Raw genomic sequence first — 25,426 nt, forward strand, 5'->3', positions numbered from 1 at the left:
AGGTGGATAGGCCAGGAGTGGAAGTGCAGCGATGCATGGAGCGGACTGGTACTAATCGGTCGAGGACTTAACCACGATTGAAGATTCAAAAAAGCAAGCGCGGAATGGCTTTGGTCGGCCGTTACGACGTGTTATGGATTCAGTTTTGAGGGAACGGTGTTCCCCCAATTAAATAGTTGTGCGGTGGCGATGGCGAGAAGGCCACACCTGTTCCCATCCCGAACACAGAAGTTAAGCTTCTTAGCGCCGATTGTAGTGAAGGGTTTCCCTTTGTGAGAGTAGGACGCTGCCGCGCAATTTATTTTTCTCTTTTTTTGTTTTCCGGAGGTTTAGCTCAGCTGGGAGAGCGTCTGCCTTACAAGCAGGATGTCGGCGGTTCGATCCCGTCAACCTCCATTATCCAGGCCCCCTCAAACAGGCCGGATGGTGTGGACCGAGGTCCGCAATGGATTGTTTGAGTCATTAGCTCAGTTGGTAGAGCATCTGACTTTTAATCAGAGGGTCGCAGGTTCGAGCCCTGCATGACTCATATACATTTTAATATGTATAAAGCCGGCTTAGCTCAGTTGGTAGAGCATCTGATTTGTAATCAGAGGGTCGAGGGTTCAAGTCCTTTAGCCGGCATTTTGCGGAAGTAGTTCAGTGGTAGAACACCACCTTGCCAAGGTGGGGGTCGCGGGTTCGAACCCCGTCTTCCGCTTTCACATTTTGCAGCCATAGCTCAACTGGATAGAGTACCTGACTACGAATCAGGCGGTTGTAGGTTCGACTCCTACTGGTTGCATTTTTATCATCGGGAAGTAGCTCAGCTTGGTAGAGCACTTGGTTTGGGACCAAGGGGTCGCAGGTTCGAATCCTGTCTTCCCGATATCCGAGACTGGGTCAATTTCCTGGTCTTTTGTTTTTCATTGATAAGAAACATTGTGCGGTGACGATGGCGAGAAGGTCACACCTGTTCCCATCCCGAACACAGAAGTTAAGCTTCTTAGCGCCGATTGTAGTGAAGGGTTTCCCTTTGTGAGAGTAGGACGTTGCCGCGCAGTATGATTGAATCGGTCTCTCTATGGAGAGGCTTTTTTATTTGCAAAAAAATAAAGCCAGACAAAATCTAAAAAATAAGATTTTGCCTGGCTTTGTCATTCTTAAATTATTTAATTAAAGAAGCCGCTGCTTCATCCACGATAATAATTACATCTGGGTGATTTACTAAAACAGTTGAAGGAATGTCTTCAGTAGGTTCCGTAGCAGTCACTAAATCTTTGATTGCTTGAGCTTTATCTTCACCAAAAGCTAAAAGAATGATTTTCTTAGCCTTCATGATAGAAGCAAGACCCATTGAATAAGCTTGACGTGGCACATCTTCTTCTTTTTCAAAAAAACGTTTGTTAGCATTAATAGTAGATTGCGTTAACTCAACTTTGTGCGTCAAAGAGTCAAGTGGTGTGCCTGGTTCATTAAAAGCGATATGCCCGTTATGACCAATTCCCAAGATTTGAACATCAACAGGGTATTTTTCCAGAATAGCTTCATAATGTTCGATTTCAGCTTTTTCTTCGTTCATACCATTTGGTACATAGGATTCTTTGAAGGGTTTATGATTGAATAAGTTTTGTTCCATGAAGTAACGGTAGCTTTGCTCATGTGTTCCTGGCAAACCTACATACTCATCCAGGTTGACAGAAACAGCTTCAGAAAAATCAACATCACTTTCAACGAGCTTTTTATAAAGGCCTTCTGGGGTTGACCCTGTTGCTAACCCAAATACTTTTGCGCCATTGTCCAGGGCTTCCCGGATTAATTCATAAGCTTTTTGTGAACCTTCTTCTCTTGTTTGTGTATAAAGGATTTCCAATGATCTGATGCTCCTTTTTATATAGTAGTATTAAAATAATTCTAAAACTAAAAGTATTCATTGTCAATAAAACTAAAAAATACACATCCGGGATATTTATAAACAAAATAGTTCAAAAAAGAGTCAGATTACGATATAATAATTGGTCAATAGACAGATTTCGGACCTTTCCATTTGACACTGAACCAAGAATAGCATACTATTTGTGTTACAATAGTCAAAATTAGTCAGGTGAAAGGGGGCGGATGAATTGCAGAACCAAAATATGTCAGATATCATTGAAGCTTATATTAAAAAAATACTTAAGCAACAAGAGCAAGTTGAGATACGACGTAATGAAATGGCCAGTCACTTCAATTGTGTCCCTTCACAAATCAATTACGTAATTAATACGCGTTTTACCGAGCAACATGGCTATTTAGTCGAAAGTAAACGTGGCGGCGGTGGGTATATACGCATCATGAAGGTCAAATTCATGGATGAAGTGGAATTTCTTGATGAAATGATCAAGATGGTCGGAAACGTTATTTCCGAAAGAGACGCGTTTGCCATCGTTCAAAATATGTTTAATAAAAAACTAATTTCCAAGCGAGAAGGCAATCTCATGTTGTCAATTCTCGATAAAAATACGCTCCAGGTTTTTGGGGATGATGAGGATGTTGTACGCGCGCATCTTTTGACCAAACAATTACAGAGTCTTCGCTTTAAAGCATAATATAATCAGTCATAACCCTAGTAAAGGAGGCGTTAAGGATGGACGAACTATTTACAGAAAAAGCGAGCAAAGCGCTCATTCTAGCAACGGAAGAGGCCCATTACTTTAAACATCAATCAATTGGAACAGAACATATTCTTTTAGGGCTTCTACGCGAACCTGAGGGAATTGCCGGGAAAATTCTTCGCGACTTCGATGTGGATGAGGAACACGTTCGTGATGAAATTGAGCATCTAACGGGCTATGGAACGGCAAGACCGTTATCCGACCATTTTGCTCCAATGCCATTTTCGCCTCGGGCTAAAACTGTCGTGATGTACGCCACTACAGAGTCCCAAAAGTTAGGAACGCTTCTTGTTGGTACAGAACATCTATTGATTGGTCTGTTAAAAGAAGAAGTTTTAGCAGTAAAGATTTTGAAAAATCTTGGTGTTGATTTCAACCTATTACGTAAAACGCTATATGAAAAAATCGGTTTAAAACAACCGGCAAAAAATACGATTAGAGGCGGCAAAAAAGCTGCTAAAACTTCGGAGGGAACACCAACACTAGATTCACTGGCACGGGACATGACAGAATTGGCTCGTAATCAGAAATTAGACCCGATTGTAGGTCGGGAACGGGAAGTACGTCGCATTCTTCAAGTTATATCTCGCCGTACAAAAAACAACCCTGTTCTTGTCGGGGAGCCAGGTGTTGGTAAAACGGCAATCGTTGAAGGCTTAGCCCAGAAAATCGTCAATGGCGAAGTGCCGGAGCAGTTGGCACACAAACGTCTGATGATGCTGGATATGGGATCTCTGGTAGCTGGAACCAAATACCGTGGTGAATTTGAAGAACGGATGAAAAAAATCATCGACGAAGTTTATCGGGATGGCAATGTTATCCTCTTTATCGATGAATTACATACGTTAATCGGTGCGGGGGGAGCAGAAGGAGCAATCGATGCTTCTAATATCCTGAAACCTGCATTGGCACGTGGTGAGCTTCAAACAATCGGGGCAACCACACTGGACGAATATCAAAAATATATTGAAAAAGACGCAGCCTTGGAACGTCGTTTTGCCCCTATTCATATTGACGAGCCGACCGCTGATGAAACGGTGGATATTTTGATGGGACTACGCTCCCGTTATGAAGATCACCACCGGGTAGAAATCACGGACGAAGCGATTGAAGCAGCTGTGAAGCTCTCAACCCGTTACATTACCTCTCGTCGTTTACCAGATAAAGCTATTGATTTAATCGATGAATCGGCGGCGAAAGTCCGTTTAGACGTGACGCATGGTGATACACCTGTGGGTAAATTGGAAGATGAAATTGAGCGCCTCGGCAAAGAAAAAGAAGATGCCATCCTGAACCAGGATTTTGCTAAAGCAGCGCGTATTCGTAAAAAAGAGATGACACGCAAACAACGTCTGGATCGCATCAGAGAAGAATCAGAAGCGGCTTCCCAGAGTGATGAATACACCTTGAGTGTAGATGAACGCGATGTTGCCGAAGTTGTTGCGTTGTGGACCGGAATCCCCGTTTACCAGATGGAACAAAAAGAAAGCGACCGCTTAATGAAACTTGAAAATGTTCTTCATGAGCGCGTTATCGGCCAAGAAGAGGCAGTAGGTGCTGTATCACGTGCGATTCGCCGTGCCCGCTCAGGATTGAAAGATCCAAATCGTCCAATCGGAAGCTTCCTTTTCCTTGGACCAACGGGTGTCGGAAAAACCGAATTGGCCAAAACATTGGCAGAAGCAATGTTTGGTTCAGAGGATGCCTTGGTTCGAATTGATATGTCAGAATACATGGAGAAATTTGCAACCAGTCGTTTAGTCGGTTCACCTCCAGGTTATGTGGGTTACGATGAAGGTGGCCAATTGACTGAAAAAATTAGACAAAAACCTTATTCTGTTATTTTGTTTGATGAGGTTGAAAAAGCGCATCCGGATGTCTTTAATATTCTGCTGCAAGTTTTGGATGATGGTCATTTGACTGATTCGAAAGGTCGCAAAGTTGATTTCCGTAACACCATCTTAATTATGACATCCAACTTGGGAGCAACTGCCATTCGTGATGAAAAATCCGTTGGCTTCAATGTCAAAGATATGAAACATGACTATAAGGCGATGGAGAAACGCATTCGGGAAGAACTGAAAAGTACTTTCCGTCCGGAATTCTTGAACCGAATTGATGAATCGATTGTATTCCATTCGCTGGACAAGAAAGAATTGCATGAAATCGTTAAGTTGATGGCGAATACGATTGTGAAACGTCTGAAAGACTTGGATGTTCACGTTAAAGTTACCCCTTCTGCGATTGATGTTATCGCTAAGGCTGGCTTCGACCCTGAATATGGGGCGCGTCCAATTCGTCGTGCTATCCAGAAAGAAATCGAGGACAAACTAAGCGAAGAAATGCTAACCGGAAATGTTAAATTTGGTGATTCCGTGACTATCGGTGCGCGCAACGGAGAAATCCGTATTTCAGTCCGTGAAGATAAAAAGGAACCAACAGACGAAACAGGTAAAGATTTAGTAGGAAGTAATTCTTAACATACAAAAAACGAGGAAGAGACACAAGTCTCGCCCTCGTTTTTTTGATTAGTGCTTCAATAAGCTCAAGCGGTCGACCGTAATTTCGATTTCCGCTTCGCCGACTTTTTCTGAAATGTCCTGTTTAATAACTTTGACTAATTGTTCATTTGAGGTGGTAATGTCTTCAGGAACGTCAATATCAAAAGATATTTTGACGTTTTCAGGTCCTTCTTCAACCCTGAAATCATGAAATTTCAAATTTAATTGGTAAGATTTGAGGATGGCTTTGACTTCACGGTAAATTCGCGTATGTTCCTCGTTTTGAACGGCTATTGGATCCAGGTGACAAATTAAATCGATACCAAGTTCATCTTTGAAATGTTTTTCGATATAGTCGCTGACCTCATGCGCCTCGGTTAAGGTCCAACTATCATCGACTTCTATATGGATGGAGGCATACGTCTTATTGGGGCCATAATTGTGAACGAGCAAGTCATGATAGCCCAGGATGGCGTCGAATTGGTCGAAATGCGCCTGGATTTCGGACAGCTCTTTCTCGTTTGGTCGTGAGCCGAGCAAATCATCCATGGAATCACGAATCATGTTGATGCCACTGTAAATGATAAAAATGGCAAGTATCGCCCCTGCATATCCATCCACTGTTAACCCAGTGAAAAACTCAATCAATGAAGCAAGTAATACAATGATGGTCGTATAAACATCGTTCAAACTATCTTGAGCTGCTCCTCTAAGAGTATTCGAATGGATGGTAGTGGCAGCTGATTTATAAAAGAGGCCCTGGATTATTTTTGCGAAGATGGAAACCGTCAATAACACAAAAATAAGTGGCCCGCTTGCTAAGGCGGTGGGATTAAAAATACGTTCGACGGAAGTAGTCAAAAATTGAAACCCCACAAAAATAATGATGGTTGAAACCAATAGTCCACTGATGTATTCAAAGCGTTCATGCCCATAAGGATGTTCTTTGTCTGGTGGCTTAGAAGCAGCCTTGAAGCCCAATAACGTCAGAATGGAAGAAGCAGTGTCGGAAAGGCTATTGATGGCATCGGTCATAATGGATACACTGCCCGATAACCAACCCGCAGCTAATTTAACAATAAAAAGTAATAAATTTGAAATCAGTCCGATAACACCGGCCAATAAGCCAATGCGCAGACGCTTTTTCTCGATGGTATGATGTTCGGCATAAGATTCCAGCCATTTAGTAAACATGTGGAGACTCCCTTTTCGATAGAATGTACGCTTATTATGCCATAGGTGGCAGACCAAATCATTCGGAATACGTTTTCTTGTATGCTAAAATAAAGACAAATGAAAAGGAGCGATCAATAATGAAAAATTCAAATTCAAAAAAAGCATTTCTCATTGGTTTAGCTGCCACGGCTGCTATAACTGCTGTCGCAACAATTCTTATGAATGAAGAAGAAACTGTGGACCGCGTTGGGGCTTATTTAAACCGCCAACGATTGAAAAGTAAATTCAAAGGCAACCATCGTGTCATGAACGTCGTCGAAACGCTAAGTGATAATGAAATCGAAACATTATTGAGCGTTTTCGATCGCACCGGCAGCTGGAAAGATACAATTTTTGATACGTTCGACGATTTGAGAGACAAAGCGGTTGATTATAAAGATCATGTAAGCAAAAAGTTCAAATAAATGAATGAGAAGGAGACGATAGGGCAACCTGTCGTCTCCTTTGTTATTTAAACCGGGCATGTAATGCCATATAACTCAGCAGTAAATCATCCATTTTTTTCAAATTCAAACCGATTGTGTCCACAAAACGGTCAATGCGATATTGTAACGTATTACGATGGACGTAAAGGTCCGTAGCTGCTTTGGAAATATTTCCCTGATTTTGCCACATGGCATACACTAAGTCAGCCCCGCCGTCGATATTTTGAATACCTTCCTTTATTGTGGCTAGAATTGGACTTTTGGAAGCTGCTTCAAAGGTATAGTGGGGCAAAGCTGTCGTCGTTAGGGTGACGATTTGATCCGCCTGGCTTCGGGAACGTGTATCCAGGAATATACTTTGTTCTTCTAAAAAAAGTGCAGGTAAAAACGAATTGACTGTCCAGTTTTGACCCAGATATGCATTGGACTTGATGCCAAAATCATCATCCAACACATTCAAGACGCCTTCAATTTCATTTGTCAGCTCAAAGTGATCAGGATTATGAATAATGAAGAGGGCATATTGTTCTGAAACAAAAAAACCATCGACTATAGAAGAGAGGGTGTTTTTAAAAGCATCCAGCCATAATTTTCGGTCAATCGGCTCTGGAGAAGTTTGTTTTAAAGTGACTTGCAGGACCTGGATGCGCTCATAACCACTTGGGATAGGGTTGGGATTTTCCAACAAATAATGTGCCCAAACGTTCTTGAGGCCGGTATTAAAAACTGTATCTGGTTCCAACATCTGGATGATCAGACGTTTTTCCCGGTCTGTTATGGTACCGGATGCGAAATGCATGAATTTGCCCTCCAGGGGGACAGTGAAATAATCATTTCCCATCCAGGAAGATTGGTTGACCTTCGCCTCAGGGAAAAGTTCTTTAAGTAAGTCTTCCATAAAAGATTTTCCTCGCAATCGATTTCAATAGTACTTTCATTTTAACATTGATACAAAATAATTGGAAAGATGTTCCGAAATAGATTATATTAGGGTGGATGAGAAAGAGGGATAAGATGGAATTAGCTGAAAAAGAGGCGTTTATGCGGGAAGCTATCCTGGAGGCAGAAAAAGCGCGCGCTATTGGGGAAGTTCCCATTGGCGCGGTTATTGTACTGGATGGTGAAATTATTGGACGCGGCCATAATGAACGGGAAACGACTAACGATGCCACTACACATGCCGAAATGACGGCCATTCGTGATGCCAACAAAAAACTTTCGAATTGGCGTTTGGAAGATGCTGAATTGTTTGTAACGTTGGAACCCTGCCCAATGTGCAGTGGTGCCATCATTTTGTCACGCATCAAAAAAGTTTATTATGGTGCGGCTGATTTAAAGGGTGGGACTGCCGGTACATTGATGAATTTATTGCAAGACGATCGCTTTAACCACCAAGCAGAAGTGGAAACAGGTATTCTGCATGATGAATGCCAAAGTTTGCTGCAAACCTTTTTTCGCGCGTTACGCTTAAAAAGAAAAGAAGAAAGTCGGAAACATTTACGTCGAATGAGCTGATTGCCCTTGAAAAATAAGGGCGACGTGTGTTATACTAAACTTTGCCGAAAGGCCTTACTGCAATGGCGGTCTTATGAATGAGTCAGATCCGGAAGGAAGCAGCTATAAGTAAGAGTCGCCATGTGCTGTAAGTTAATAGCAAACCAGATGTTCTTATCTTCGGATGAGGGCTTTTTATTTTTTAATCACTTTTACAAAAAACGCTCACCCAGAAGAAAAGTCTCTGGGTGAGCGTTTTATTTCGTTATTCAACAACGGCAACAACAATACTGCCGAATTCAATTCGTTCTTGGTACTTCTGGAGAGTATCCAGGGGATGCCCCGTCTTTTTAAATTCGGGGACGGTTAAAATATCTTTGACATTTTCAATCAGGGAATGGGAAGAAAAAATGGAACCATCTTCATTGCGGAGGTCATAATTATTAAGAATCGTATCTTTACTGGCGATATTCGTCACAATATAAATATGTTCTTTGGGAATGCCGTCTTCACGGAGTTTCCTGACGGTATTCAAACTTGTAGCTATGGAGGTTGTACATGTTTCAATTCGGATTTTCACGTCTATCCCTCCTTTCCTCTCTTGTGTCCAGTATACTCTGGATTTCATCTAAAAACAAAAATATCCCGATACCATTTAAAAAGGTTAATTTGGCGCCTTTTCAAGTCAAAAGGAAACGTCAGCTCCGCTTTCTATTTTGGCTTTTTTACCGTATAATGAATAGATGAAATACGCACAGAAAGAAGGGAAATAATGAGTTATCAAGCACTTTATCGTGTCTGGCGGCCACAGCGCTTCGAGGATATTGCCGGTCAACAAGCGGTGACGCGAACTTTGAAAAATGCTCTCGAACAAAAAAAATCTAGCCACGCTTATTTATTCACTGGTCCAAGAGGGACAGGGAAAACGAGTGCGGCTAAAATTTTCGCTAAAGCCATTAACTGCCCGAATCAACAAGACGGTGAACCATGTAATGCCTGTGAAATGTGTCTTGCCATTACAGAAGGTCGCTTGAATGACGTCATCGAAATTGACGCGGCCAGTAACAACGGGGTTGAGGAAATCCGTGACATTCGCGACAAAGCTCGTTATGCTCCCACGCAAGCTGAACATAAAATTTATATCATAGACGAGGTGCATATGTTGTCAACAGGCGCCTTTAATGCCCTTTTGAAAACATTGGAAGAGCCACCGGAGAATGTTATTTTTATTCTGGCAACGACCGAACCGCATAAAATTCCACTGACCATCATCTCGCGGACACAGCGCTTTGATTTCAAACGCATCACGTACCAAGATATTTTAGCGCGAATGATTTTTATTTTGAAAGAAGAAACAATCGCCTATGAGGAAGAAGCCCTGCATGTTATTGCGCGGGCAGCTAACGGCGGAATGCGGGACGCCTTGAGTCTATTGGATCAAGTCATTTCCTATAATTCCGATTTGGTCACTTTGGATAACGCGATTCAAGTATCGGGAAGCCTGACCGAGGAAATGATGTTGTCATTCCTGGGCGCCCTCAAGGAAGAAAACGCTGAGGAAGCACTTAAAATCCTGAATGCGATTTTAGCTAACGGTAAAGAAGCAGGCCGCTTCCTGGAAGAAATGATCCTGTTTTCCCGGGACATTTTGGTGTATAAACAGACAAACGGTAAAGGGATGGAGGACGCTGACCGTTTGACGGATAAGTTCCGTTCGTTTGCTGAATCAGTGGCAGCTACGTTCTTATACCGGGCTATTGAAGAATTCAGCCAAACGCAAAAAGAAATGCGTTTCTCAACACAACCGGATGTCTACCTGGAAGTCCTGGCGGTTAAATTATCACAGCCCCTTTCACAACCAGCTACAGCCACAACCAAAGCAGCAGACAGCCAAGAAGTGGTCCGTCTGGAAAAGGAAGTTGCTTCTTTGAAAAAAGAACTAAAAGCTGTTTTGGAAGGATTGAAAAATGGTAGAATTGAAGTATCAGCAAGTGATACAGTTGCAAAACCAGCGCCACCACGTAAAAATCCAAATGGTTTTAAACCGGATATCGGTCGCGCGCAACAAATTATGCGCGAAGCAACAAAACAAGAGCTTGTTACGTTACAATCTAATTGGGGAGATATCCTTGATTACCTATCTGTTACCCAACGAGCGGTTTTACGCCAAGCAGAACCCGTGGCAGCAAACGGTAGTGCCTGTATTCTAGCTTTCGAGTACGATATTCTTTGCCAAAAAGCGACGGAAGATATGGAACTCCGGGAAGCATTGGCTGAGGCGATTCAAAGGATGACAAACCGACCAGGTGAAGTCGTTTGTTTGACCGTCGAGCAATGGGGAACTTTGCGCCGTAACTATGTACAGGATTTAAAGGCAGGTAAAATCCAGCCGAAACAACCGGAACCAAATGCAGTGGCCCCAACAGACCATCCCGTGGCCAGTGAGTTTTCGGACAACGATGTACCGCCACAACCCTTTGAAGATTTTGCAATGGGACCGGATGAAGATGTGCGGGAAGAAGAAAAACAACAAGAAGTTGTCGAACAAGCAATCAGCATTTTCGGAGAAGAAAATGTGACAATCATAAACGACTAAATAAAAGGAGCGAATTATAATGCGCGGAAATATGGGAAATATGCAAGGTATGATGAAACAAATGCAAAAAATGCAAAAACAAATCGAGGAAACACAAGAACAAATCAACCAAACACAGTTTGTAGGGGTAGCTGCCAATGAACTTGTTCAAGTAACAATGACCGGAGATAAAAAAGTAGTTGATGTTGCAATCAAACCGGAAGCTGTCGATCCAGATGATATCGAAATGCTGCAAGATTTAATTTTGATGGCGACAAACGCTGCTCTTGAGAAAATCGAAGTAGAAACAAAAGCAAAATTGGGTAAATTCGCAAGCGCAATGCCTAACTTTTAATTGACGGAAGGTGCTGACTAAATGCATTATCCAGAACCAATAGCCAAGCTGATTGAGAGTTTCATGAAATTACCAGGTATCGGCCAAAAAACGGCGGCTCGTCTTGCTTTCTTCTGTATGGATATGGAAGAGGAAGAGATTGTTAAATTCGCGAATGCCTTAATCAGTACAAAGAGAGATTTACATTACTGTTCCGTTTGTGGCAACATCACCGAATCGGACCCTTGCTCCATTTGTCAGGATGAAGGCCGTGACCGTTCAACCGTTTTGGTAGTGGAAAATCCACGCGATATCATGTCCATGGAAAAAATTCGGGAATTTCATGGTTTGTACCATGTTCTGCATGGTGTTCTTTCTCCGATGGAAGGAACCGGACCGGAAGATTTGAATATCCCTGATTTGATTAAACGTCTTCAAAACGAGGAAATTAATGAAGTGATTATTGCAACCAACGCAACGGCAGAAGGTGAAGCAACAGCGATGTACCTATCACGACTCATCAAGCCAGCTGGAATCAAAGTGACGCGTCTTGCCTATGGACTGGCAGTGGGTAGCGACATTGAATATGCGGATGAAATGACGTTATTCCGCGCTATCGACGGTCGCCGGGAATTATAGGAAGAAAGTATGAGGAGTCATTAATAAAATGGTGTTCCATTTATTGAATAAAAGCAGGAAAAATCAGCAAAAACAGCTGATGGATGAACGTTTGAGCAATAGCCTGCAGACTGTTTTCCAGAGATACCAACTGCTCTTACACCTCGAAGAAGAAGCGTACGATGTACCGGAAGACTTGAATGCCTTACGGAAAATTGAAAGAGCCAAGTACTTGTGCTTGATGCGCGAAGCGCGTCAGCGGAATATCCAGGGTGATATTGTCAAGCCAAGGAAGGTCAAAGCAATGGGTCTGAAAAAACGAGGCTATAAAAAAGACAACTTATACCAGGATTAGCTGACTTTTTAGAAGCTATAAAAAAGCAATGAATTAGAGTATAATGAGATTACATGAACAAGGAGCTAGCGTATATGAATGGTATTTTTATCACATTGGAAGGCCCGGATGGATCTGGCAAAACTACCGCATTGAGAGAGATTGTAAAACGCCTCTCCACAATGACGGATAAACAGATTGTCTCAACCCGTGAACCGGGTGGCAGCCCGATTGCAGAAAAAATAAGGGATATCATTCTGGATCCGGCACATACAAAGATGGATGCACGGACGGAAGCCTTGTTGTATGCAGCAAGCCGCCGCCAACACTTGGTGGAAAAAGTACTCCCCGTTCTTGACGCAGGCGATATTGTTCTTTGCGACCGTTTTGTGGATAGTTCCATTGCTTACCAAGGACACGCGCGTGAAATTGGCGAGGCGGGTATTTTTCGAATCAATGATTTTGCGACAGATGGTATCCAGCCTGATTTAACATTATACATTGATGTTCCGGCTGAAGTCGGCTTAGGCCGCATTCAAAAGAGCGAGGGAACACGAGAGTATAATCGTCTCGACCAAGAAAAGTTGTCTTTTCATGAGAAAGTAAGGGAAGGCTACCAAGCCTTGGCGCAAAAGAACAAAGAGCGAATTGTTACAATAGATGGCACACAAACACCAGAAGAAGTCGTGACACAGTGTATGACAGTTATCCTGTCCCGCTTCTTTTAATTTAAAAGACAGAAAGAGGAGATCGTTATGAAACTGATTATGGCAGTCGTTCAAGATAAAGACAGTGCATTACTTTCGGATGAACTTGTTGAGGCAAACATCCGGGCAACAAAATTATCATCGTCTGGTGGCTTCCTCCGTTCAGGAAACACAACCTTCATGATTGGTGTTGAGGATGAACAAGTAGAAGAAGTACTGAACATTATCAAAGTGAACTGTGAATCCAGAGAACAGTACATGACTACTCCGGTTAACATGGATGTATCATTAAACGGCAACAACTTGGCTTATCCGATGCAAGTACATGTAGGTGGGGCGACCGTCTTCGTCATGCCTGTTGAAAGCTTCCATCGCTTCTAATGCCCATGGTGACAGAATTAGAAAAAAAACAGCCGGAACTTCAGCAATTGTTTGCGAACGCAATTACCGGAAAACGACTTGGCCACGCTTATTTGTTTGAAGGTGCTCGGGGAACCGGGAAAATGGCCTTAGCCGAACGGGTGGCACAAGCTATTTTTTGTGAGAGTGGACACCTCGGGATACCTTGCGGGAATTGCCGGAATTGCCGGCGATTTATTGAGGGGAATCAACCGGATTTAATCGTGGTGGAGCCGGACGGCCAATCCATTAAAGTGGATCAAATCAGGCAACTGAAATCCGAATTTTCTAAAAGTGCAGTGGAAGGCAATAAAAAGGTCTATATCATCGATCAGGCGGAAAAGATGACCATTAGCGCGGCCAACAGCCTCCTGACTTTTTTGGAAGAACCAGGGATGGATACGTATTTATTTTTACTGACAACCGTAAAAGAGAATATTCTTCCAACCATCCGCTCCCGTTGTCAAATCATTCATTTCCAGCCTTTAAAGCGGGAAGTGATGGGGGATGTTTTTCGGGAAGAAGGCATTACGGAAAAATACGTCGGTGTATTATCAGCTTTAACCAATGATACAAAAGAAGCCCAGCGATTACAGGCAGATGAATGGTTCCAGGAGCTCCTGGGAAAAGTATGGACGTGGTTTAATCAACTCATGAAGAAAGACTCCATGGCTTTTATTTATGTCCACACTGACCTCATGCCTTTGGTGAAAGAACGTGCACAGATAACGTTATGTCTGGATTTGTTACTATTCCATTATCGCGATATGCTCTATCTATCATTCGGTCATGATAAAGCGGCCGTTCACCAAGAACTATTGAAACATCATCAAAATTTTCGAAAAGATAGTGGTTATTTAACCCAACAAATAGAGAATATCCTGGATGGCAAGAAAGCCATCCAGGCTAATGTCCAAGCACAAGGTGTTTTGGAAAGTCTTGTTATTCAAAATCAACTAATCAAGTGAGCAATGAAAAAGGAGGTAGCTAAGGTGAAAAAAGCACTGGGTATTCGTTTTGTAAATAATGGTCCCATTTCTTATTTTGAAAATGAATCAGAAATGTTTGCGTTAAATGAAAAAGTCATTGTCAGACAAGGCGAATATCTTGAAATCGGGAAAGTTGTCATTGCATCCAAAAGCTGTCAACAAGAGGATGCTCTACAACCGGCCGAATTAATCTTGCGATCCGCAACGACAGAGGACTTGACGATAGAAAAAGACAATGTTGAAGAAGCCGCAGCAGCTTTTAAAATAGCCAAAGCGGAAGCGCGCCGTTCCCAAATAGAGATGAAAATTGTCGGTGCGAATTACTCATTCGATCGTCAAAAGCTAACTTTCTTATTCAGCGCTCCTGGCCGCGTCGATTTCCGCTCGTTCGTGCGGGAACTAGCAGCTATTTTCCACGTACGGATTGAGTTGCGACAAATTGGCGCCCGTGATGAAGCGAAATTTTTGGGGGGCATTGGTCCATGTGGCCGGCCGCTTTGTTGCTCTACTTTCTTGGGTGATTTTGTACCTGTATCGATAAAAATGGCTAAAAATCAAGGGTTATCCTTGAATAATGCCAAATTATCAGGATTATGTGGGCGCTTGATGTGCTGTTTGAATTATGAAGATGAGACGTATGAAGAGTTAAAGAAATCCATGCCGGATTACGGCACTGAAATCGAAACGCCAGAAGGACTGGGAAAAGTTGTGGGATTGAATATCCTATCCCAGGTGGTGACCATAAAATTGTTCCAGGAACGAAAAACAGTTCAATATGCCTGGGAAGAACTGACGCAAGTCTTTGCTTAAGAAATATGAAATTGTGAGTGGGTAGAATGGATAAACGAGCTTTATTTGATCAATTTCATCGTGTTGAAAGCCGGATTTCATCTGTTAATGAAGATTTACGGGAAATTCAACAGAAGCTGACGGAATTGATTGAGGAAAATACAAATCTGCAGATTGAGAACCAACATTTGCGTGACCGCATTGAATACCTGGATAAACAATTGGAGCCAGATACTGTGGTGACGGAACCAGAAATGTCTAAATCACGTTTGAATCTACAGAAATTATATGAGGATGGCTTCCATGTCTGTAATGTTTATTACGGCAGCCGCAGGGTGGATGATGAATCCTGTGTCTTCTGTCTGGATGTCATTTATGGAGAACGGGGCGGTAATGGTGACAGATAAAAACCCCCTTTTAAGAGAGGGCGAACGTCTGGATATTTTGAAACGCGAAAATATCCAGATTATTCAGAGTCCCTCTGTTTTTTCTTTCTCTCTGGACGCTGTTTTATTGGCAGACTTTGCTGAATTACCTCGAAAACGGAAAGCGACAATCGTGGACTTTTGTTCCGGAAACGGTGCGGTCGCTTTTTTGTTGACGGGTAAAACGGAAAATCCAATCATCGGGGTGGAAGTACAGGACCGTTTGGTGGATATGGCCAAACGAACCGTCCAATTGAATCAGATCGAAGAAAAAGTCTCTTTTATCCATGCTGATATTAATGCGATTACCGAGCATATTAAACCGGACTCTGTTGATATCATCACGTGTAATCCGCCTTATTTCAAAAATTTAAATGATAGTACCAAGAATAATCTGGATGCTTATACGATTGCGCGCCACGAAATTTTGTTGAATTTGCCTCAATTAATGAAGAAAACAAGCCAGTTACTAAAAATGAATGGAAAAGCCTATTTCGTCCATCGTCCCGACCGCTTTTTTGAAATTTTGGATGCGATGCGGGCAAATCGCCTGGCTCCGAAAAAAATCCGTTTCATTTATCCTTATGAGGGCAAGGAAGCGAACATGATTTTAATTGAAGCAATAAAAGACGGAAAAGAAGAAGGGCTAAAAATATTGTCGCCTCTTTTCATTCATGACGATTCCCGTGCCTATTCCGAAGAAGTGAAGGCGATTCTTTTTGGCGAATAACAAACAGCATTATTTTTACGTTTTACATTGTGCCGATGACTCCTTTTACGCAGGTTATACAACCGACCCTGAGCGCCGGGAAAAAGAACATAATAACGGGATTGGTTCCAAATATACAAAAACCCGCCGTCCCGTGAAAATGATTCATGAACAGGGCTTTGAAACGCGCAGTGAAGCGACAAAAGCAGAATATGCATTCAAGCAATTAACGAGAAGACAAAAAGAAATCCGTTTGAAAAAGTGGAAGAAGGAGATACCAGATGATTGAAACCCAAAAAAGTTATGAAACCCACCAATCCGGTACGCTTTACCTTGTTCCAACCCCAATAGGCAATTTAGGTGATATGACCTACCGGGCAGTGGAAACCTTGAAAGATGTGGACTGGATTGCTTCGGAAGATACCCGAAACACCCAGAAATTGTTAAATCACTTTGATATCACCACTTCTCAAATCAGTTTCCACGAACATAATACGAAAGAACGGATTCCTTATTTGCTGGAATTACTAGAAAATGGATCCAACATTGCACAAGTAAGTGATGCGGGAATGCCTTCTATCAGTGATCCCGGTCATGATCTGGTCGTAGCCTGTATCGAAGCCCAGATTACGGTTGTCCCTTTACCTGGTGCAAATGCTGGCGTGACGGCACTTATTGCGTCTGGTTTGCCACCGCAACCTTTTACGTTTATCGGTTTTTTGAAGCGTAAAAAGAAAGAGCAGCGTGAACAATGGGAAATGTTGAAAAATAAAGAAGAAACGATGATTTTTTACGAATCACCCTACCGGATCAAAGAAACAATCAGTAACCTCATTATCGTTTTAGGCCCAGAGCGCCGTGTGGTGATTTGTCGCGAGTTAACAAAACGCTATGAGGAATTTATCCGTGGGACGGCTGAAGAAGTATTGGAATGGTTGGAGCAGTCGGAAGTGAAGGGTGAAATTTGTTTCATGGTGGAAGGGAATCACGAACCAGAAGAAGCGGTGAATCAATTTTTCCCTGAGGACTTAAAGAAACATGTTGAACTCGTAATGGACCAAGAAGGACTTGCCGCAAAAGATGCCATTAAGCAAGTTGCTAAAGTACGCCAATTGAAAAAGCAAGACGTGTATCAAGCTTATCACGAACTTTAAGGGGGAGAAGGCGCATGGTATTTTACGGAGTTGGAATGATGTGCGTAGGCACATTCTTTTATATGTGGCGAAATCAGCGCACACGCACCGAAAAAAACTCTGCGTTGCTTCTTGCTCTTTTTGCTTTTGGGGCTGGAATTAATCAAAGGAATCGTTACCCTTTTGAAGCTGCAATCGTCCAGTTTCTGGAGAAGACTGAAATATTCTTATTATTGATTGCGCCTTATGTTCTCGGCTTATCCAGTATTGGACTCATTGTTCATGCCTTTAATCGTTTAAGGAAACGACCTGAATCCAGGAAGTATCGTGTTGTAGCTGCATCTGGAATATTGATGTTGGGAATATTGATGTTGGTTCTGATTAATCGCTTATGGCTGAATAGCAGTCTAATCTTTTCTTTGGAAACAATGCTTGATTATGTTTTCCTGTATTTATTAATTACTTTCATTATTTTTTTGTTTATGGTTTTGTCGTCCCGGGTTATCAGCCCCAGTTTTAATAAATCCTGGGTTATCATTTTAGGTACGGGCTTGGCGCCGGACGGAGGAGTCAGTCTGATGCTGAAGTACCGTTTGGACCGCGCTATTCAATACCAAAATAATCAAATTATGCAAGGTTATGAACCGGCAACATTGGTCGTGAGTGGCGGGAAAAGCCCCGATGATGCGGTTTCGGAAGCAGAAGTGATGCAGGCCTATTTACTGGAAAAAGGAGTAACTGCGGATAAAATCATTGTGGAGGATCAATCGATCAATACCCATCAAAATTTTCTATATAGCCAACGTCTCCTTAAGAGCCAAGAAAAAATATTATTTGTGACGAGTTCTTATCATGTCCTGCGTGGTGGGGTGTATGCCAGTCAATTAGGGATTGAAGCAGAAGGTATTGGTGCTAAAACACCGATTTTCTACTTACCCTATGCACTTTTACGGGAATATCTGGCCTTGTTCTTGATCTACCGCCATATTCATGCCCTTACTCTCAGCATTTATTTAATTAGCGCTTATTTATATAATAAATAAACGGACCCGACAAAATAAAATGTCAGGTCCGTTTATTTGTATTTATTACAGAATATCTTGTTTGTTTTGACTTGCTAATAAGTCACGGATTTCACGTAAGTATTCCTCCGCTGTAGGCACTTCAACTTCTTCAGTATCCATATCAGGATGTTTGCGTTTGAATTTATTCGCGGACTTGATAATAAGGAATAAAACAAAGGCAATAATTAGAAAGTCGATGATAGCCTGGATGAAGTTACCGTAAGTCAATGTAGCGGTTCCGATTTTGACAGCCAAATCACTCATATCTGCTTGAGAAGTCATAGATACAATTAATGGTGTAATAATATCAGCAACTAATGAATTTACGATAGCAGAGAAAGCTGCCCCGATAATTACCCCGACTGCCAAATCCAAAACATTACCACGCATAATAAACTCTTTAAATTCTTTGATCATTTTTTCACCTCCTCCGCAATATAGTTTCATTATAAGGGATAAATTTTGGTATTCAAAACGATAAGCCTATTTGAAATTACTTTCTGAGAACAATGTAATGATTCGGTAGATAGTCTTCCAGCGGTAGGGTTGCTTCTTGCCCAGCAGCTAACCGTGCTAATTGATAACCAATGAGTGGTCCAGTGGTTAGACCTGATGATCCCAAGCCACTAGCAACCAATAGATGGGGTTGACCGGGAACATAGCCGAAGAAAGGACTAAAGTCGGAAGTATAAGCGCGGGTTCCTACTTTTACTTCAATTGTTTGGGCACCTTGTAAACGCGTAAATAAGGCTTCGCCTTGTTCAATCAAGTGATTGACGATATCGGGTTCTACGGTTATATCGTATCCTTTGTCATTTTCATGTGTTGCCCCGACAAAAACTTTGCCATTCCCGATTGGTAAAACGTCAATTTCACCTTCGGGCATAATCACCGGTAAATCTCCGTTATCAACATCATCGGTTTGAAGCACGACGAGTTGCCCTTTTTGCCCGCGGATATCAACTCGGTAACCAAGAGGCTCCAAGATTTGGGGTAACCAGGCGCCCGTAGCCAAGATAACCGCATCGTATTGTTTTAAAAAGGTTTCATTCAAATCAATCCACACTTTCGATAGGGTGCCACCATTCTTCACAACTTGCGCCAGCAATTCGGCTACCATGGCACCGCCATCCAGACGTGCACCGCCCGAAACAAATAGCGCATTTTCCTGGGTTTGGATAGAAGGAAGCAGGGCAATAAGTTCTTCCTGGCTCAGGATTTTCAAATCTCCCATTTCCGGCGCATCTTCCCGCCGTTTCAAGCCTAATTCATATTGCTCTTTCGTCGCTTTAGGGGTTTTCTTTAATAAGATGGCGCCGGAAACTTTATAGAACGAAGAATCTCCGCCATCCGTTGCCAGATCCTCACATAAGCGTTTGTAAAAAGCTGCTCCTTCTGAAGCCAGCCGATACCATTTTTTATTGCGTCGTTTTGATAGCCAGGGGCAGATGATACCAGCTGCAGCAGAAGTCGCTTGCCCTGTTCCTTCATCAAATACCGTAACCTGATGTCCTTGACGGGATAAATAATAGGCTGCAGTCGCGCCGACAATCCCACCACCGATAATTGCTATATTTCGTGTCATTATTTTTCTCCTCTAAACAAAAATAGACGCGGTTGGTAAGTGCCAACCGCGTCTCTATTTTAACATTCAAATTCATTTCCTGTCGTACCGCGAATTTGTCCTTCTCCAAAAACAATATACTTGTAGGAAGTAAGTTCAGCTAAACCCATTGGTCCACGGGCATGTAATTTTTGGGTGCTGATGCCGATTTCGCCACCAAGTCCGAAGCAACCACCATCTGTGAAGCGCGATGAGGCATTAACGTAAACTGCAGCGGCATCGATGTCTTCCAAGAAGGCAAGCGCAGTCTGGTAATCAGCGGTCACGATGACTTCTGAATGACCAGTGGAATGTTTTTGAATATGCAAAACGGCAGCATCGTAATGACTGACGACTTTAACCGCCAATGTCATATCCAGAAATTCGGTATCATAGTCTTCAGGCGTTGCCAGAATCGCATCAGGGATTAAGGACATTGTCTTTTCATCCCCACGTATTTCTACGTTGTAAGGTTTTAGGGCCTCGGCAAACACAGGTAAGAAGCGATCGGCCACATCCGAGTGAACAAGCAAGTTTTCAATGGAATTACAGACAGAAGGGCGGTCACATTTTGCATTTATCAAAATACGGGTTGCCATTTCCAAATCTGCTTCTTTGTCGATATACAAATGGCAGTTTCCTACCCCTGTTTCAATAACCGGAACAGTCGCGTTTTTCAAAACATTCTTAATCAAACCCGCGCCACCACGTGGAATCAAGCAATCCAAATAGTCATTCATTTGCATAAAGGCTGTCGCAAGTTCGCGGGAAGGATCAGTAATCAGTTGAATCATTTCAATGGGCAATTCAGCCGCTCTCAAACCTTCACGCATTGCTTCCAGGATGGCCTGGTTTGATGCCAGGGCTTCTTTCCCGCCGCGTAAGATAACAGCGTTACCGGATTTGAAACAAAGAGCAGCGGCATCCGCAGTGACGTTCGGGCGAGATTCATAAATAATCCCGATGACACCTAATGGCACACGCTGTTTACCGATGCGCAGGCCATCTTCACTTGTCTTCATTTCCTCAATATAACCCACTGGATCTGGTAATCCGGCAATTTGATGAATACTTTCCGCCATGGATTGGATACGGGCAGGATTTAAAGTTAAGCGTTCAATCATTGGTTTTGCCAATCCCCGCTCTTGGGCGTTTGCAATATCGATGGCATTGGCTTCAATGATTGCTTCCTGATTTTTCAAAAGGGCAGCTTCCATTGCAAGCAAAGCTTTATTTTTCTGAGCTGTTTTGGTTTTTCTGAGGATATTGGCAGCTATTTTTGCTTGCCTACCCATTGTCTCGAGCATGTTGTTCATTCAGTCGTTTCCTCCTTGATCAGTTCAGGTTGGTTAGAGAAATAAGTGCCGATTTCATGACCTTTGAGAATATCAAAGATAATGGTGGGATCCTCTGCTTTGGCTAAGATCATTTCGTGATTATTTTTTAATAAGTACTGGGCAGCTTTGAGCTTGGTGATCATACCACCTGTTCCAAAGGAAGAACCTTCGCCTCCAGCCTTCGCCATTTCCTCATCAGTCACTTGGAAAATCGTGTGAAAGAGGGTGGCATCTGGGTTGTTGACCGGATTTTGGTCATAGAACCCATCGATATCGGAAAGCATGATTAATAAATCGGCGTCGATGATGTTTGCCACGATTGCGGAAAGCTGGTCATTATCACCAAATTTTGTTTGGTGATCCAACTCTTCAACCGCAACCGTATCATTTTCATTTACGATGGGAATAATACCCATTTCAATTAAGGCGTTGAAGGTATTGGTTACATTTTTTAAACTTTCCGGGAATTCGATAATGTCGCGTGTTAGCAGGATTTGGCCAACTGTCTGATTGTAGTGGGAAAAGAAACGGGAATAAAGATTCATCATCTCGCATTGTCCGATGGCGGAAATTGCTTGTTGCCCGGGTATCGAAACGGGACGTTTGGAAATATTCAACTTGTCCAAGCCAACTCCCATCGCGCCAGAAGAAACCAGGACAATTTCCTTGCCGTCTTTGTTAAGGGTAGAAAGGACATAAGCGAGGCGGTCGAATTGTTGGTAGTTCACTTTGCCGTTTGCAGTCATCAAGGAACTTGTTCCAATTTTAATGACGATGCGTTTACTTTGCTGTAGTTTTTTTCGTATATTCATGTTTATTCCTCATTTGTTTTTAATGGCTTTGCTCAATACTATCACGAAAAGGGAAAAACTTGAAGTAAGTGAAATCATTGAAAAGAAAAAATAACTGTCTTATAATAGAGCTAAGCAAAGGTTCGAACATTTTTAAGTCTTTTATACTGAAAAATGGGAGGTAATCACATGGCTGCATTTATTAAGAAATCCGTTCAGATGGGTGTTTGTCCGCAACCTTTGCCAAAAAAATTGAATAGTTGGTCGATGATGCACAGGGAGAAGTGACCTTTGTGTTTTTTTGTTTTAGAAAGGAGCTGCTTATGAATTATTTATATAGTAGAGATACCTTTTCAAAATGGAATTACGTCCTTCAGCATCATCAAAAGAAACCGCCTGATTTTTAGCATCATGATATCTAATAATCTTAAGAGGTGGAATTTATATGAAAATGAGAAGAATGACCATACAAAAGGCCATGCTGTTAACAGCAGAAAGGTAGTGTGATCCCAAATCTCCGCTGCCTGCGGTTAAAGGCAGAGTTCACCTTTCTATTTTTGATTAAATTACTTACTGTATATCTTTAAAATAACGCAATAGAGGAGGTTGGGCACAGAAATCCAACCTCCTCTTTATATATTTTATACATTTGCTCTTACATCGCGGTATAACCGCCATCAACTGCAATGGTGGCACCGGTAACGTAAGATGATAAATCTGAACACAACCATAAGTTCGCTTGTGCAACTTCTTCTGCTTCGGCAAAGCGCCCAAGCATACTCAGTTGTTTGGCATAGGCGACGGGATCAAGGCCGAATTGGACGAGAGCATTTTGCAACATGGGTGTATCGATTGCACCCGGACAAACAGTGTTGATGCGGATGCCTTTGGATGAATAATCAATTGCTGCTGCTTTCGTCGCACCAATCACGCCATGTTTTGCAGTGACGTAAGCAGGATTAGCGGGTTGGGGCCGTATGCCACTGACCGATGAAGTATTAACAATAGAGGATTTGCCACCTTGCTTAAGCATTTGTTGGATTTCATATTTCATGCACAGCATGATGCCCTTCAAATCGACGGACATTAATCGGTCATAGTAGTCCATATCCATCTCTGCGATTGGTTTATCATCGGGCGTAATGGCTGCGTTGTTTACGGCGACATCTAGACGTCCATATGTTTCTACCGTCTTTTCTACCAGATTTTTAACTTGTTCTTCTTTTGATACATCCACTTTAACGAAGGTAGCTTCACCGCCATTTTTCCTGATTCCATCAGCCGTTTTTTGGCCTTCTTCTTCGTTATAATCGGCGATGATAACTTTGGCGCCTACATGAGCAAATAATTCCGCGGTTGCTTTTCCCATACCCATTGCAGCACCTGTTACAATTGCGACCTTATCATTTAGATTTAGCATGTTTTTCCCATCTCCACTCATATTGATAGTTCTTAAAAAGTAAACGCTTTCATTATGTATTCATGTTACTACAACTTTTGAATTGTTTCAATTTTTGCAAAATGAGAAAAGGGGTATGGTTTGGGAGATGATTATGAAACCGTTATAATAAAGGTAACAAGTTCTAGGGAGGCATTGAGATGATACTTAGAAACCGATATATCGTGGGCTGTTATGACTCTGTTGAAAAAGTGGTGGCTATCATCAGACAGTTGAAGGAAAAAGGTTGCACCAACGAAGATATCACTTTGATAACCCATGAAAATTTCCAGCCGACATATGCGAAAAGTACAGAAGCAGAAGTGACAACTGAAGAAAAATTGTGGCAAGAGGTTAAAGACTCGATAGCAATTGAGAACCGACCAATGCCTGATTATCGAACGGACGATGACCCGCTTTACGGCTACCAAGAGGATCTTGAAGAGGGTTGCGTGCTCGTTTTGGTAAAGGGAACCAAGCAAGGCTTGTTGAACGAAAAGTATGAAGAAGAAAGCCAGTATATGGATAAGCCGGTCGATAACCAGGCAATGCTGGATGCGACTGATGCGATGCGTTCGAATGTTATTACAAGTACGGGAGAGGGCGTCGTTGATAGTGGTTTAGCAAATGAAGATGTTGATGAATCGCTTTTGCATGACAACGATCCACATACCGGAAGACACTAATATTTAAAGAAGGGTTAGGACAATGCTGTCCTGACCTTTTTCATTTGGTATAATGGTAGAAAAACAAATAAGAGGTGTAGGATGCGGAGAAATAAGAAAAACTCTTGGCTAATGAATATTATCTGGTTGGCGGGATTGATAGTCGTTATATTTGGTCATGACTATCTCGATAAAAATGTTTTGTGGCGACTAACGACGCCGGATGATAGAGTTTTGTATGCATGGCTGCAATTCGCGTTACCATTTTTAACAGGATTATATCTATCATTGGTTTTTGTCTGGAGTAATTTTAAAATGAAGGATGCTTCGTTATTTTTTATTGTAGCATTACCGACATTGATTATTGCGGTACTGCATCCAGTTATGACGACGTTTAGTTTACCCTTACCAGAACAGCTTTATTGGTTTGTGGATGCTCTGAATAAGGGGCAATACTTGCCTTTGGTGGCAGGAATCACTTTAATACCAAGCCGATCATAAAAAAGAAGCAACCCGGCTGGGTTGCTTCTTTCTAAGGAGTTGTTCTTTACTTGGAGGAGCAAAGAATTAAAAGATTGTTTGTGATTGGCTTACTGTTATATTAGCGCTTAATTATGAAGAAAGTATGAAATCTTCACGACAAAATTTTGAAAAGTGATATACTAAATTTATCATCACGAGTGGAGGTAACACTTTATGAAAATTGCATTGATTGCACATGACCGTAAAAAAGATTTAATGATTCGTCTATGTACAGCTTATCAACCGGTTTTAGAGAAGCATGAATTGTTTGCTACTGGAACAACGGGGTTAAGAATAACGGAAGCAACAGGCTTGAACGTTCACCGTTTCAAATCCGGCCCCCTTGGTGGTGACCAACAGATTGGTGCCCTTATTTCCGAAAATGAAATGGATCTCGTGATTTTCTTGCGTGACCCCTTGGCTTCCATGCCGCATGAGCCAGACGTTACTGCATTAATCCGTTTAAGCGACGTTTATGAGATTCCCTTGGCTACAAACATTGGAACGGCAGAAGTACTGTTGAGAGGATTGGATGCTGGTTTTATCGATTGGCGTCAATTCTACAACTCAGACGAAAGAGACAGCCTAGAACCCGGTTTCTAGCCCCCTAAAGAATCACCTTTGAATCGCTTGATTTAGAGGTGTTCTTTTTTTGCTTACTTTTTGTGTATTTACTCACAAATACGTATGTGATAAATTAGGTAC

At 42.2% G+C, this 25,426-nt stretch carries 29 protein-coding genes, 6 tRNA genes, 2 rRNA genes and 1 other RNA gene; 29 read left to right on the top strand and 9 right to left on the bottom strand.

The genetic code is table 11. From position 1 onward, the window contains the following. Positions 1–179: 179 nt before the first annotated feature. From rrf (ACTVAI_RS11060) to rrf (ACTVAI_RS11095), 8 genes are all read left to right on the top strand, one after another. Positions 180–295, top strand: a 5S ribosomal RNA gene (gene rrf / locus ACTVAI_RS11060). Positions 296–323: 28 nt separating this feature from the next. Continuing rightward, a tRNA-Val gene (locus ACTVAI_RS11065) sits at positions 324–396 on the top strand. A gap of 60 nt (positions 397–456) precedes the next feature. After that, positions 457–529 (top strand) — tRNA-Lys (locus ACTVAI_RS11070). 22 nt (positions 530–551) lie between these two features. Further along, positions 552–624, top strand: a tRNA-Thr gene (locus tag ACTVAI_RS11075). 4 nt (positions 625–628) lie between these two features. Beyond that, positions 629–700 (top strand) — tRNA-Gly (locus ACTVAI_RS11080). Between the two features lie 10 nt (positions 701–710). Further along, a tRNA-Arg gene (locus tag ACTVAI_RS11085) sits at positions 711–784 on the top strand. Between the two features lie 10 nt (positions 785–794). Beyond that, positions 795–868, top strand: a tRNA-Pro gene (locus ACTVAI_RS11090). Between the two features lie 56 nt (positions 869–924). Continuing rightward, a 5S ribosomal RNA gene (gene rrf / locus ACTVAI_RS11095) occupies positions 925–1,040 on the top strand. Positions 1,041–1,147: 107 nt separating this feature from the next. Here the strand turns inward: rrf (ACTVAI_RS11095) and ACTVAI_RS11100 are convergent. Continuing rightward, positions 1,148–1,852 (bottom strand): glucosamine-6-phosphate deaminase, encoded by a 705-nt coding sequence (locus ACTVAI_RS11100; protein WP_443486683.1) that lies wholly within the window; start codon positions 1,850–1,852, stop codon positions 1,148–1,150. A gap of 250 nt (positions 1,853–2,102) precedes the next feature. Between ACTVAI_RS11100 and ACTVAI_RS11105 the strand changes: the two genes are divergently transcribed. Both ACTVAI_RS11105 and ACTVAI_RS11110 read left to right on the top strand, forming a co-directional pair. Continuing rightward, positions 2,103–2,567: a CtsR family transcriptional regulator gene (locus ACTVAI_RS11105; RefSeq protein WP_443472807.1), complete on the top strand. Its 465-nt coding sequence runs from the start codon at positions 2,103–2,105 to the stop codon at positions 2,565–2,567. Positions 2,568–2,605: 38 nt separating this feature from the next. Further along, positions 2,606–5,113, top strand: a complete 2,508-nt coding sequence (locus ACTVAI_RS11110) for an ATP-dependent Clp protease ATP-binding subunit (RefSeq protein WP_443486684.1) — start codon at positions 2,606–2,608, stop codon at positions 5,111–5,113. 48 nt (positions 5,114–5,161) lie between these two features. Here the strand turns inward: ACTVAI_RS11110 and ACTVAI_RS11115 are convergent, their stop codons facing one another. Then, positions 5,162–6,328, bottom strand: coding sequence for a cation diffusion facilitator family transporter (locus tag ACTVAI_RS11115; protein WP_443486685.1), 1,167 nt, complete (start codon positions 6,326–6,328; stop codon positions 5,162–5,164). Positions 6,329–6,447: 119 nt separating this feature from the next. On the opposite strand from ACTVAI_RS11115, the gene ACTVAI_RS11120 reads away from it, so the two are divergent. Next, positions 6,448–6,774: a hypothetical protein gene (locus ACTVAI_RS11120; RefSeq protein ID WP_443472804.1), complete on the top strand. Its 327-nt coding sequence runs from the start codon at positions 6,448–6,450 to the stop codon at positions 6,772–6,774. Between the two features lie 43 nt (positions 6,775–6,817). Here ACTVAI_RS11120 and ACTVAI_RS11125 read toward each other — a convergent pair whose 3' ends face one another. Next, positions 6,818–7,693: a helix-turn-helix domain-containing protein gene (locus ACTVAI_RS11125; RefSeq protein WP_443486686.1), complete on the bottom strand. Its 876-nt coding sequence runs from the start codon at positions 7,691–7,693 to the stop codon at positions 6,818–6,820. Between the two features lie 116 nt (positions 7,694–7,809). Between ACTVAI_RS11125 and tadA the strand changes: the two genes are divergently transcribed. Together tadA and ffs are read left to right on the top strand one after the other, a co-directional pair. After that, a complete protein-coding gene (gene tadA, locus ACTVAI_RS11130; RefSeq protein ID WP_443486687.1) occupies positions 7,810–8,310 on the top strand; it encodes a tRNA adenosine(34) deaminase TadA in 501 nt (166 codons plus the stop codon). Between the two features lie 51 nt (positions 8,311–8,361). Then, positions 8,362–8,447, top strand: an RNA gene (gene ffs, locus ACTVAI_RS11135) — signal recognition particle sRNA small type. Positions 8,448–8,554: 107 nt separating this feature from the next. Here the strand turns inward: ffs and ACTVAI_RS11140 are convergent. Then, positions 8,555–8,869 carry a hypothetical protein gene (locus ACTVAI_RS11140; protein WP_443486688.1) on the bottom strand — a complete coding sequence of 105 codons (315 nt, stop codon included), beginning with the start codon at positions 8,867–8,869 and terminating at the stop codon, positions 8,555–8,557. A 192-nt stretch (positions 8,870–9,061) separates the two neighbouring features. Here ACTVAI_RS11140 and dnaX point away from each other — a divergent pair, with 192 nt between their 5' ends. The 13 genes from dnaX (at position 9,062) to ACTVAI_RS11205 (ending at position 18,344) form a co-directional block, all read left to right on the top strand. Next, complete coding sequence (dnaX, locus tag ACTVAI_RS11145; protein ID WP_443486689.1) at positions 9,062–10,885, top strand: DNA polymerase III subunit gamma/tau; 1,824 nt, start codon at positions 9,062–9,064, stop codon at positions 10,883–10,885. A gap of 16 nt (positions 10,886–10,901) precedes the next feature. Then, positions 10,902–11,219: a YbaB/EbfC family nucleoid-associated protein gene (locus tag ACTVAI_RS11150; RefSeq protein ID WP_443472823.1), complete on the top strand. Its 318-nt coding sequence runs from the start codon at positions 10,902–10,904 to the stop codon at positions 11,217–11,219. Between the two features lie 21 nt (positions 11,220–11,240). After that, positions 11,241–11,837 carry a recombination mediator RecR gene (recR, locus tag ACTVAI_RS11155; RefSeq protein ID WP_443472799.1) on the top strand — a complete coding sequence of 199 codons (597 nt, stop codon included), beginning with the start codon at positions 11,241–11,243 and terminating at the stop codon, positions 11,835–11,837. A gap of 43 nt (positions 11,838–11,880) precedes the next feature. Beyond that, positions 11,881–12,171: a DUF2508 family protein gene (locus tag ACTVAI_RS11160; RefSeq protein WP_443486690.1), complete on the top strand. Its 291-nt coding sequence runs from the start codon at positions 11,881–11,883 to the stop codon at positions 12,169–12,171. A gap of 74 nt (positions 12,172–12,245) precedes the next feature. Then, the gene (gene tmk / locus ACTVAI_RS11165) at positions 12,246–12,878 is read left to right on the top strand and encodes a dTMP kinase (RefSeq protein ID WP_443472797.1); all 633 of its coding nucleotides are present in this window, start codon (positions 12,246–12,248) and stop codon (positions 12,876–12,878) included. A gap of 27 nt (positions 12,879–12,905) precedes the next feature. Continuing rightward, positions 12,906–13,238, top strand: a complete 333-nt coding sequence (locus tag ACTVAI_RS11170; RefSeq protein WP_443472796.1) for a cyclic-di-AMP receptor — start codon at positions 12,906–12,908, stop codon at positions 13,236–13,238. Between the two features lie 8 nt (positions 13,239–13,246). Continuing rightward, the gene (holB, locus tag ACTVAI_RS11175) at positions 13,247–14,224 is read left to right on the top strand and encodes a DNA polymerase III subunit delta' (protein ID WP_443486691.1); all 978 of its coding nucleotides are present in this window, start codon (positions 13,247–13,249) and stop codon (positions 14,222–14,224) included. Positions 14,225–14,248: 24 nt separating this feature from the next. After that, positions 14,249–15,055: a PSP1 domain-containing protein gene (locus tag ACTVAI_RS11180; protein WP_443472794.1), complete on the top strand. Its 807-nt coding sequence runs from the start codon at positions 14,249–14,251 to the stop codon at positions 15,053–15,055. Between the two features lie 26 nt (positions 15,056–15,081). Continuing rightward, positions 15,082–15,441: a DNA replication initiation control protein YabA gene (locus tag ACTVAI_RS11185; protein ID WP_443472793.1), complete on the top strand. Its 360-nt coding sequence runs from the start codon at positions 15,082–15,084 to the stop codon at positions 15,439–15,441. Further along, positions 15,431–16,189 (top strand): tRNA1(Val) (adenine(37)-N6)-methyltransferase, encoded by a 759-nt coding sequence (locus tag ACTVAI_RS11190; RefSeq protein ID WP_443486692.1) that lies wholly within the window; start codon positions 15,431–15,433, stop codon positions 16,187–16,189. Before ACTVAI_RS11185 ends, ACTVAI_RS11190 begins: the two co-directional genes overlap by 11 nt. Then, positions 16,179–16,457, top strand: coding sequence for a GIY-YIG nuclease family protein (locus ACTVAI_RS11195; RefSeq protein ID WP_443472792.1), 279 nt, complete (start codon positions 16,179–16,181; stop codon positions 16,455–16,457). Before ACTVAI_RS11190 ends, ACTVAI_RS11195 begins: the two co-directional genes overlap by 11 nt. After that, positions 16,453–17,322, top strand: coding sequence for a 16S rRNA (cytidine(1402)-2'-O)-methyltransferase (gene rsmI, locus ACTVAI_RS11200; protein WP_443486705.1), 870 nt, complete (start codon positions 16,453–16,455; stop codon positions 17,320–17,322). Before ACTVAI_RS11195 ends, rsmI begins: the two co-directional genes overlap by 5 nt. A 14-nt stretch (positions 17,323–17,336) precedes the next feature. Next, a complete protein-coding gene (locus tag ACTVAI_RS11205; RefSeq protein ID WP_443486693.1) occupies positions 17,337–18,344 on the top strand; it encodes a YdcF family protein in 1,008 nt (335 codons plus the stop codon). 45 nt (positions 18,345–18,389) lie between these two features. Here the strand turns inward: ACTVAI_RS11205 and mscL are convergent, their stop codons facing one another. From mscL to ACTVAI_RS11230, 5 genes are all read right to left on the bottom strand, one after another. Beyond that, positions 18,390–18,782, bottom strand: coding sequence for a large-conductance mechanosensitive channel protein MscL (mscL, locus tag ACTVAI_RS11210; protein WP_443486694.1), 393 nt, complete (start codon positions 18,780–18,782; stop codon positions 18,390–18,392). 76 nt (positions 18,783–18,858) lie between these two features. Beyond that, positions 18,859–19,950 (bottom strand): NAD(P)/FAD-dependent oxidoreductase, encoded by a 1,092-nt coding sequence (locus ACTVAI_RS11215; RefSeq protein WP_443486695.1) that lies wholly within the window; start codon positions 19,948–19,950, stop codon positions 18,859–18,861. Positions 19,951–20,009: 59 nt separating this feature from the next. After that, positions 20,010–21,284 carry a glutamate-5-semialdehyde dehydrogenase gene (locus ACTVAI_RS11220; protein WP_443486696.1) on the bottom strand — a complete coding sequence of 425 codons (1,275 nt, stop codon included), beginning with the start codon at positions 21,282–21,284 and terminating at the stop codon, positions 20,010–20,012. After that, the gene (gene proB, locus ACTVAI_RS11225) at positions 21,281–22,111 is read right to left on the bottom strand and encodes a glutamate 5-kinase (RefSeq protein WP_443486706.1); all 831 of its coding nucleotides are present in this window, start codon (positions 22,109–22,111) and stop codon (positions 21,281–21,283) included. The genes ACTVAI_RS11220 and proB overlap by 4 nt, the downstream gene beginning before the upstream one ends. Positions 22,112–22,751: 640 nt before the next feature. Beyond that, positions 22,752–23,516, bottom strand: coding sequence for an SDR family NAD(P)-dependent oxidoreductase (locus tag ACTVAI_RS11230; RefSeq protein ID WP_443486697.1), 765 nt, complete (start codon positions 23,514–23,516; stop codon positions 22,752–22,754). A 179-nt stretch (positions 23,517–23,695) separates the two neighbouring features. Between ACTVAI_RS11230 and ACTVAI_RS11235 the strand changes: the two genes are divergently transcribed. From ACTVAI_RS11235 to mgsA, 3 genes are all read left to right on the top strand, one after another. Continuing rightward, positions 23,696–24,220, top strand: coding sequence for a hypothetical protein (locus tag ACTVAI_RS11235; RefSeq protein ID WP_443472786.1), 525 nt, complete (start codon positions 23,696–23,698; stop codon positions 24,218–24,220). Between the two features lie 81 nt (positions 24,221–24,301). After that, positions 24,302–24,700: a hypothetical protein gene (locus ACTVAI_RS11240; protein ID WP_443486698.1), complete on the top strand. Its 399-nt coding sequence runs from the start codon at positions 24,302–24,304 to the stop codon at positions 24,698–24,700. Positions 24,701–24,895: 195 nt separating this feature from the next. Next, a complete protein-coding gene (mgsA, locus tag ACTVAI_RS11245; protein WP_443472784.1) occupies positions 24,896–25,324 on the top strand; it encodes a methylglyoxal synthase in 429 nt (142 codons plus the stop codon). Positions 25,325–25,426: the final 102 nt, after the last annotated feature.

The sequence above is a fragment of the Jeotgalibaca sp. A127 genome (assembly GCF_052266745.1).
Classification (GTDB): Bacteria; Bacillota; Bacilli; order Lactobacillales; family Aerococcaceae; genus Jeotgalibaca.

Bases quoted from the DNA above. Each gene is read 5' to 3' on its own strand.
- tmk (WP_443472797.1), top strand. From the start codon at position 12,246: ATGAATGGTATTTTTATCACATTGGAAGGCCCGGATGGATCTGGCAAA.
- ACTVAI_RS11120 (WP_443472804.1), top strand. From the start codon at position 6,448: ATGAAAAATTCAAATTCAAAAAAAGCATTTCTCATTGGTTTAGCTGCC.
- ACTVAI_RS11215 (WP_443486695.1), bottom strand. From the start codon at position 19,950: ATGACACGAAATATAGCAATTATCGGTGGTGGGATTGTCGGCGCGACT.
- ACTVAI_RS11170 (WP_443472796.1), top strand. From the start codon at position 12,906: ATGAAACTGATTATGGCAGTCGTTCAAGATAAAGACAGTGCATTACTT.
- mgsA (WP_443472784.1), top strand. From the start codon at position 24,896: ATGAAAATTGCATTGATTGCACATGACCGTAAAAAAGATTTAATGATT.
- ACTVAI_RS11220 (WP_443486696.1), bottom strand. From the start codon at position 21,284: ATGAACAACATGCTCGAGACAATGGGTAGGCAAGCAAAAATAGCTGCC.
- recR (WP_443472799.1), top strand. From the start codon at position 11,241: ATGCATTATCCAGAACCAATAGCCAAGCTGATTGAGAGTTTCATGAAA.
- ACTVAI_RS11240 (WP_443486698.1), top strand. From the start codon at position 24,302: ATGCGGAGAAATAAGAAAAACTCTTGGCTAATGAATATTATCTGGTTG.
- ACTVAI_RS11205 (WP_443486693.1), top strand. From the start codon at position 17,337: ATGGTATTTTACGGAGTTGGAATGATGTGCGTAGGCACATTCTTTTAT.
- ACTVAI_RS11115 (WP_443486685.1), bottom strand. From the start codon at position 6,328: ATGTTTACTAAATGGCTGGAATCTTATGCCGAACATCATACCATCGAG.
- ACTVAI_RS11110 (WP_443486684.1), top strand. From the start codon at position 2,606: ATGGACGAACTATTTACAGAAAAAGCGAGCAAAGCGCTCATTCTAGCA.
- ACTVAI_RS11230 (WP_443486697.1), bottom strand. From the start codon at position 23,516: ATGCTAAATCTAAATGATAAGGTCGCAATTGTAACAGGTGCTGCAATG.
- mscL (WP_443486694.1), bottom strand. From the start codon at position 18,782: ATGATCAAAGAATTTAAAGAGTTTATTATGCGTGGTAATGTTTTGGAT.
- ACTVAI_RS11125 (WP_443486686.1), bottom strand. From the start codon at position 7,693: ATGGAAGACTTACTTAAAGAACTTTTCCCTGAGGCGAAGGTCAACCAA.
- dnaX (WP_443486689.1), top strand. From the start codon at position 9,062: ATGAGTTATCAAGCACTTTATCGTGTCTGGCGGCCACAGCGCTTCGAG.
- ACTVAI_RS11185 (WP_443472793.1), top strand. From the start codon at position 15,082: ATGGATAAACGAGCTTTATTTGATCAATTTCATCGTGTTGAAAGCCGG.
- tadA (WP_443486687.1), top strand. From the start codon at position 7,810: ATGGAATTAGCTGAAAAAGAGGCGTTTATGCGGGAAGCTATCCTGGAG.
- ACTVAI_RS11235 (WP_443472786.1), top strand. From the start codon at position 23,696: ATGATACTTAGAAACCGATATATCGTGGGCTGTTATGACTCTGTTGAA.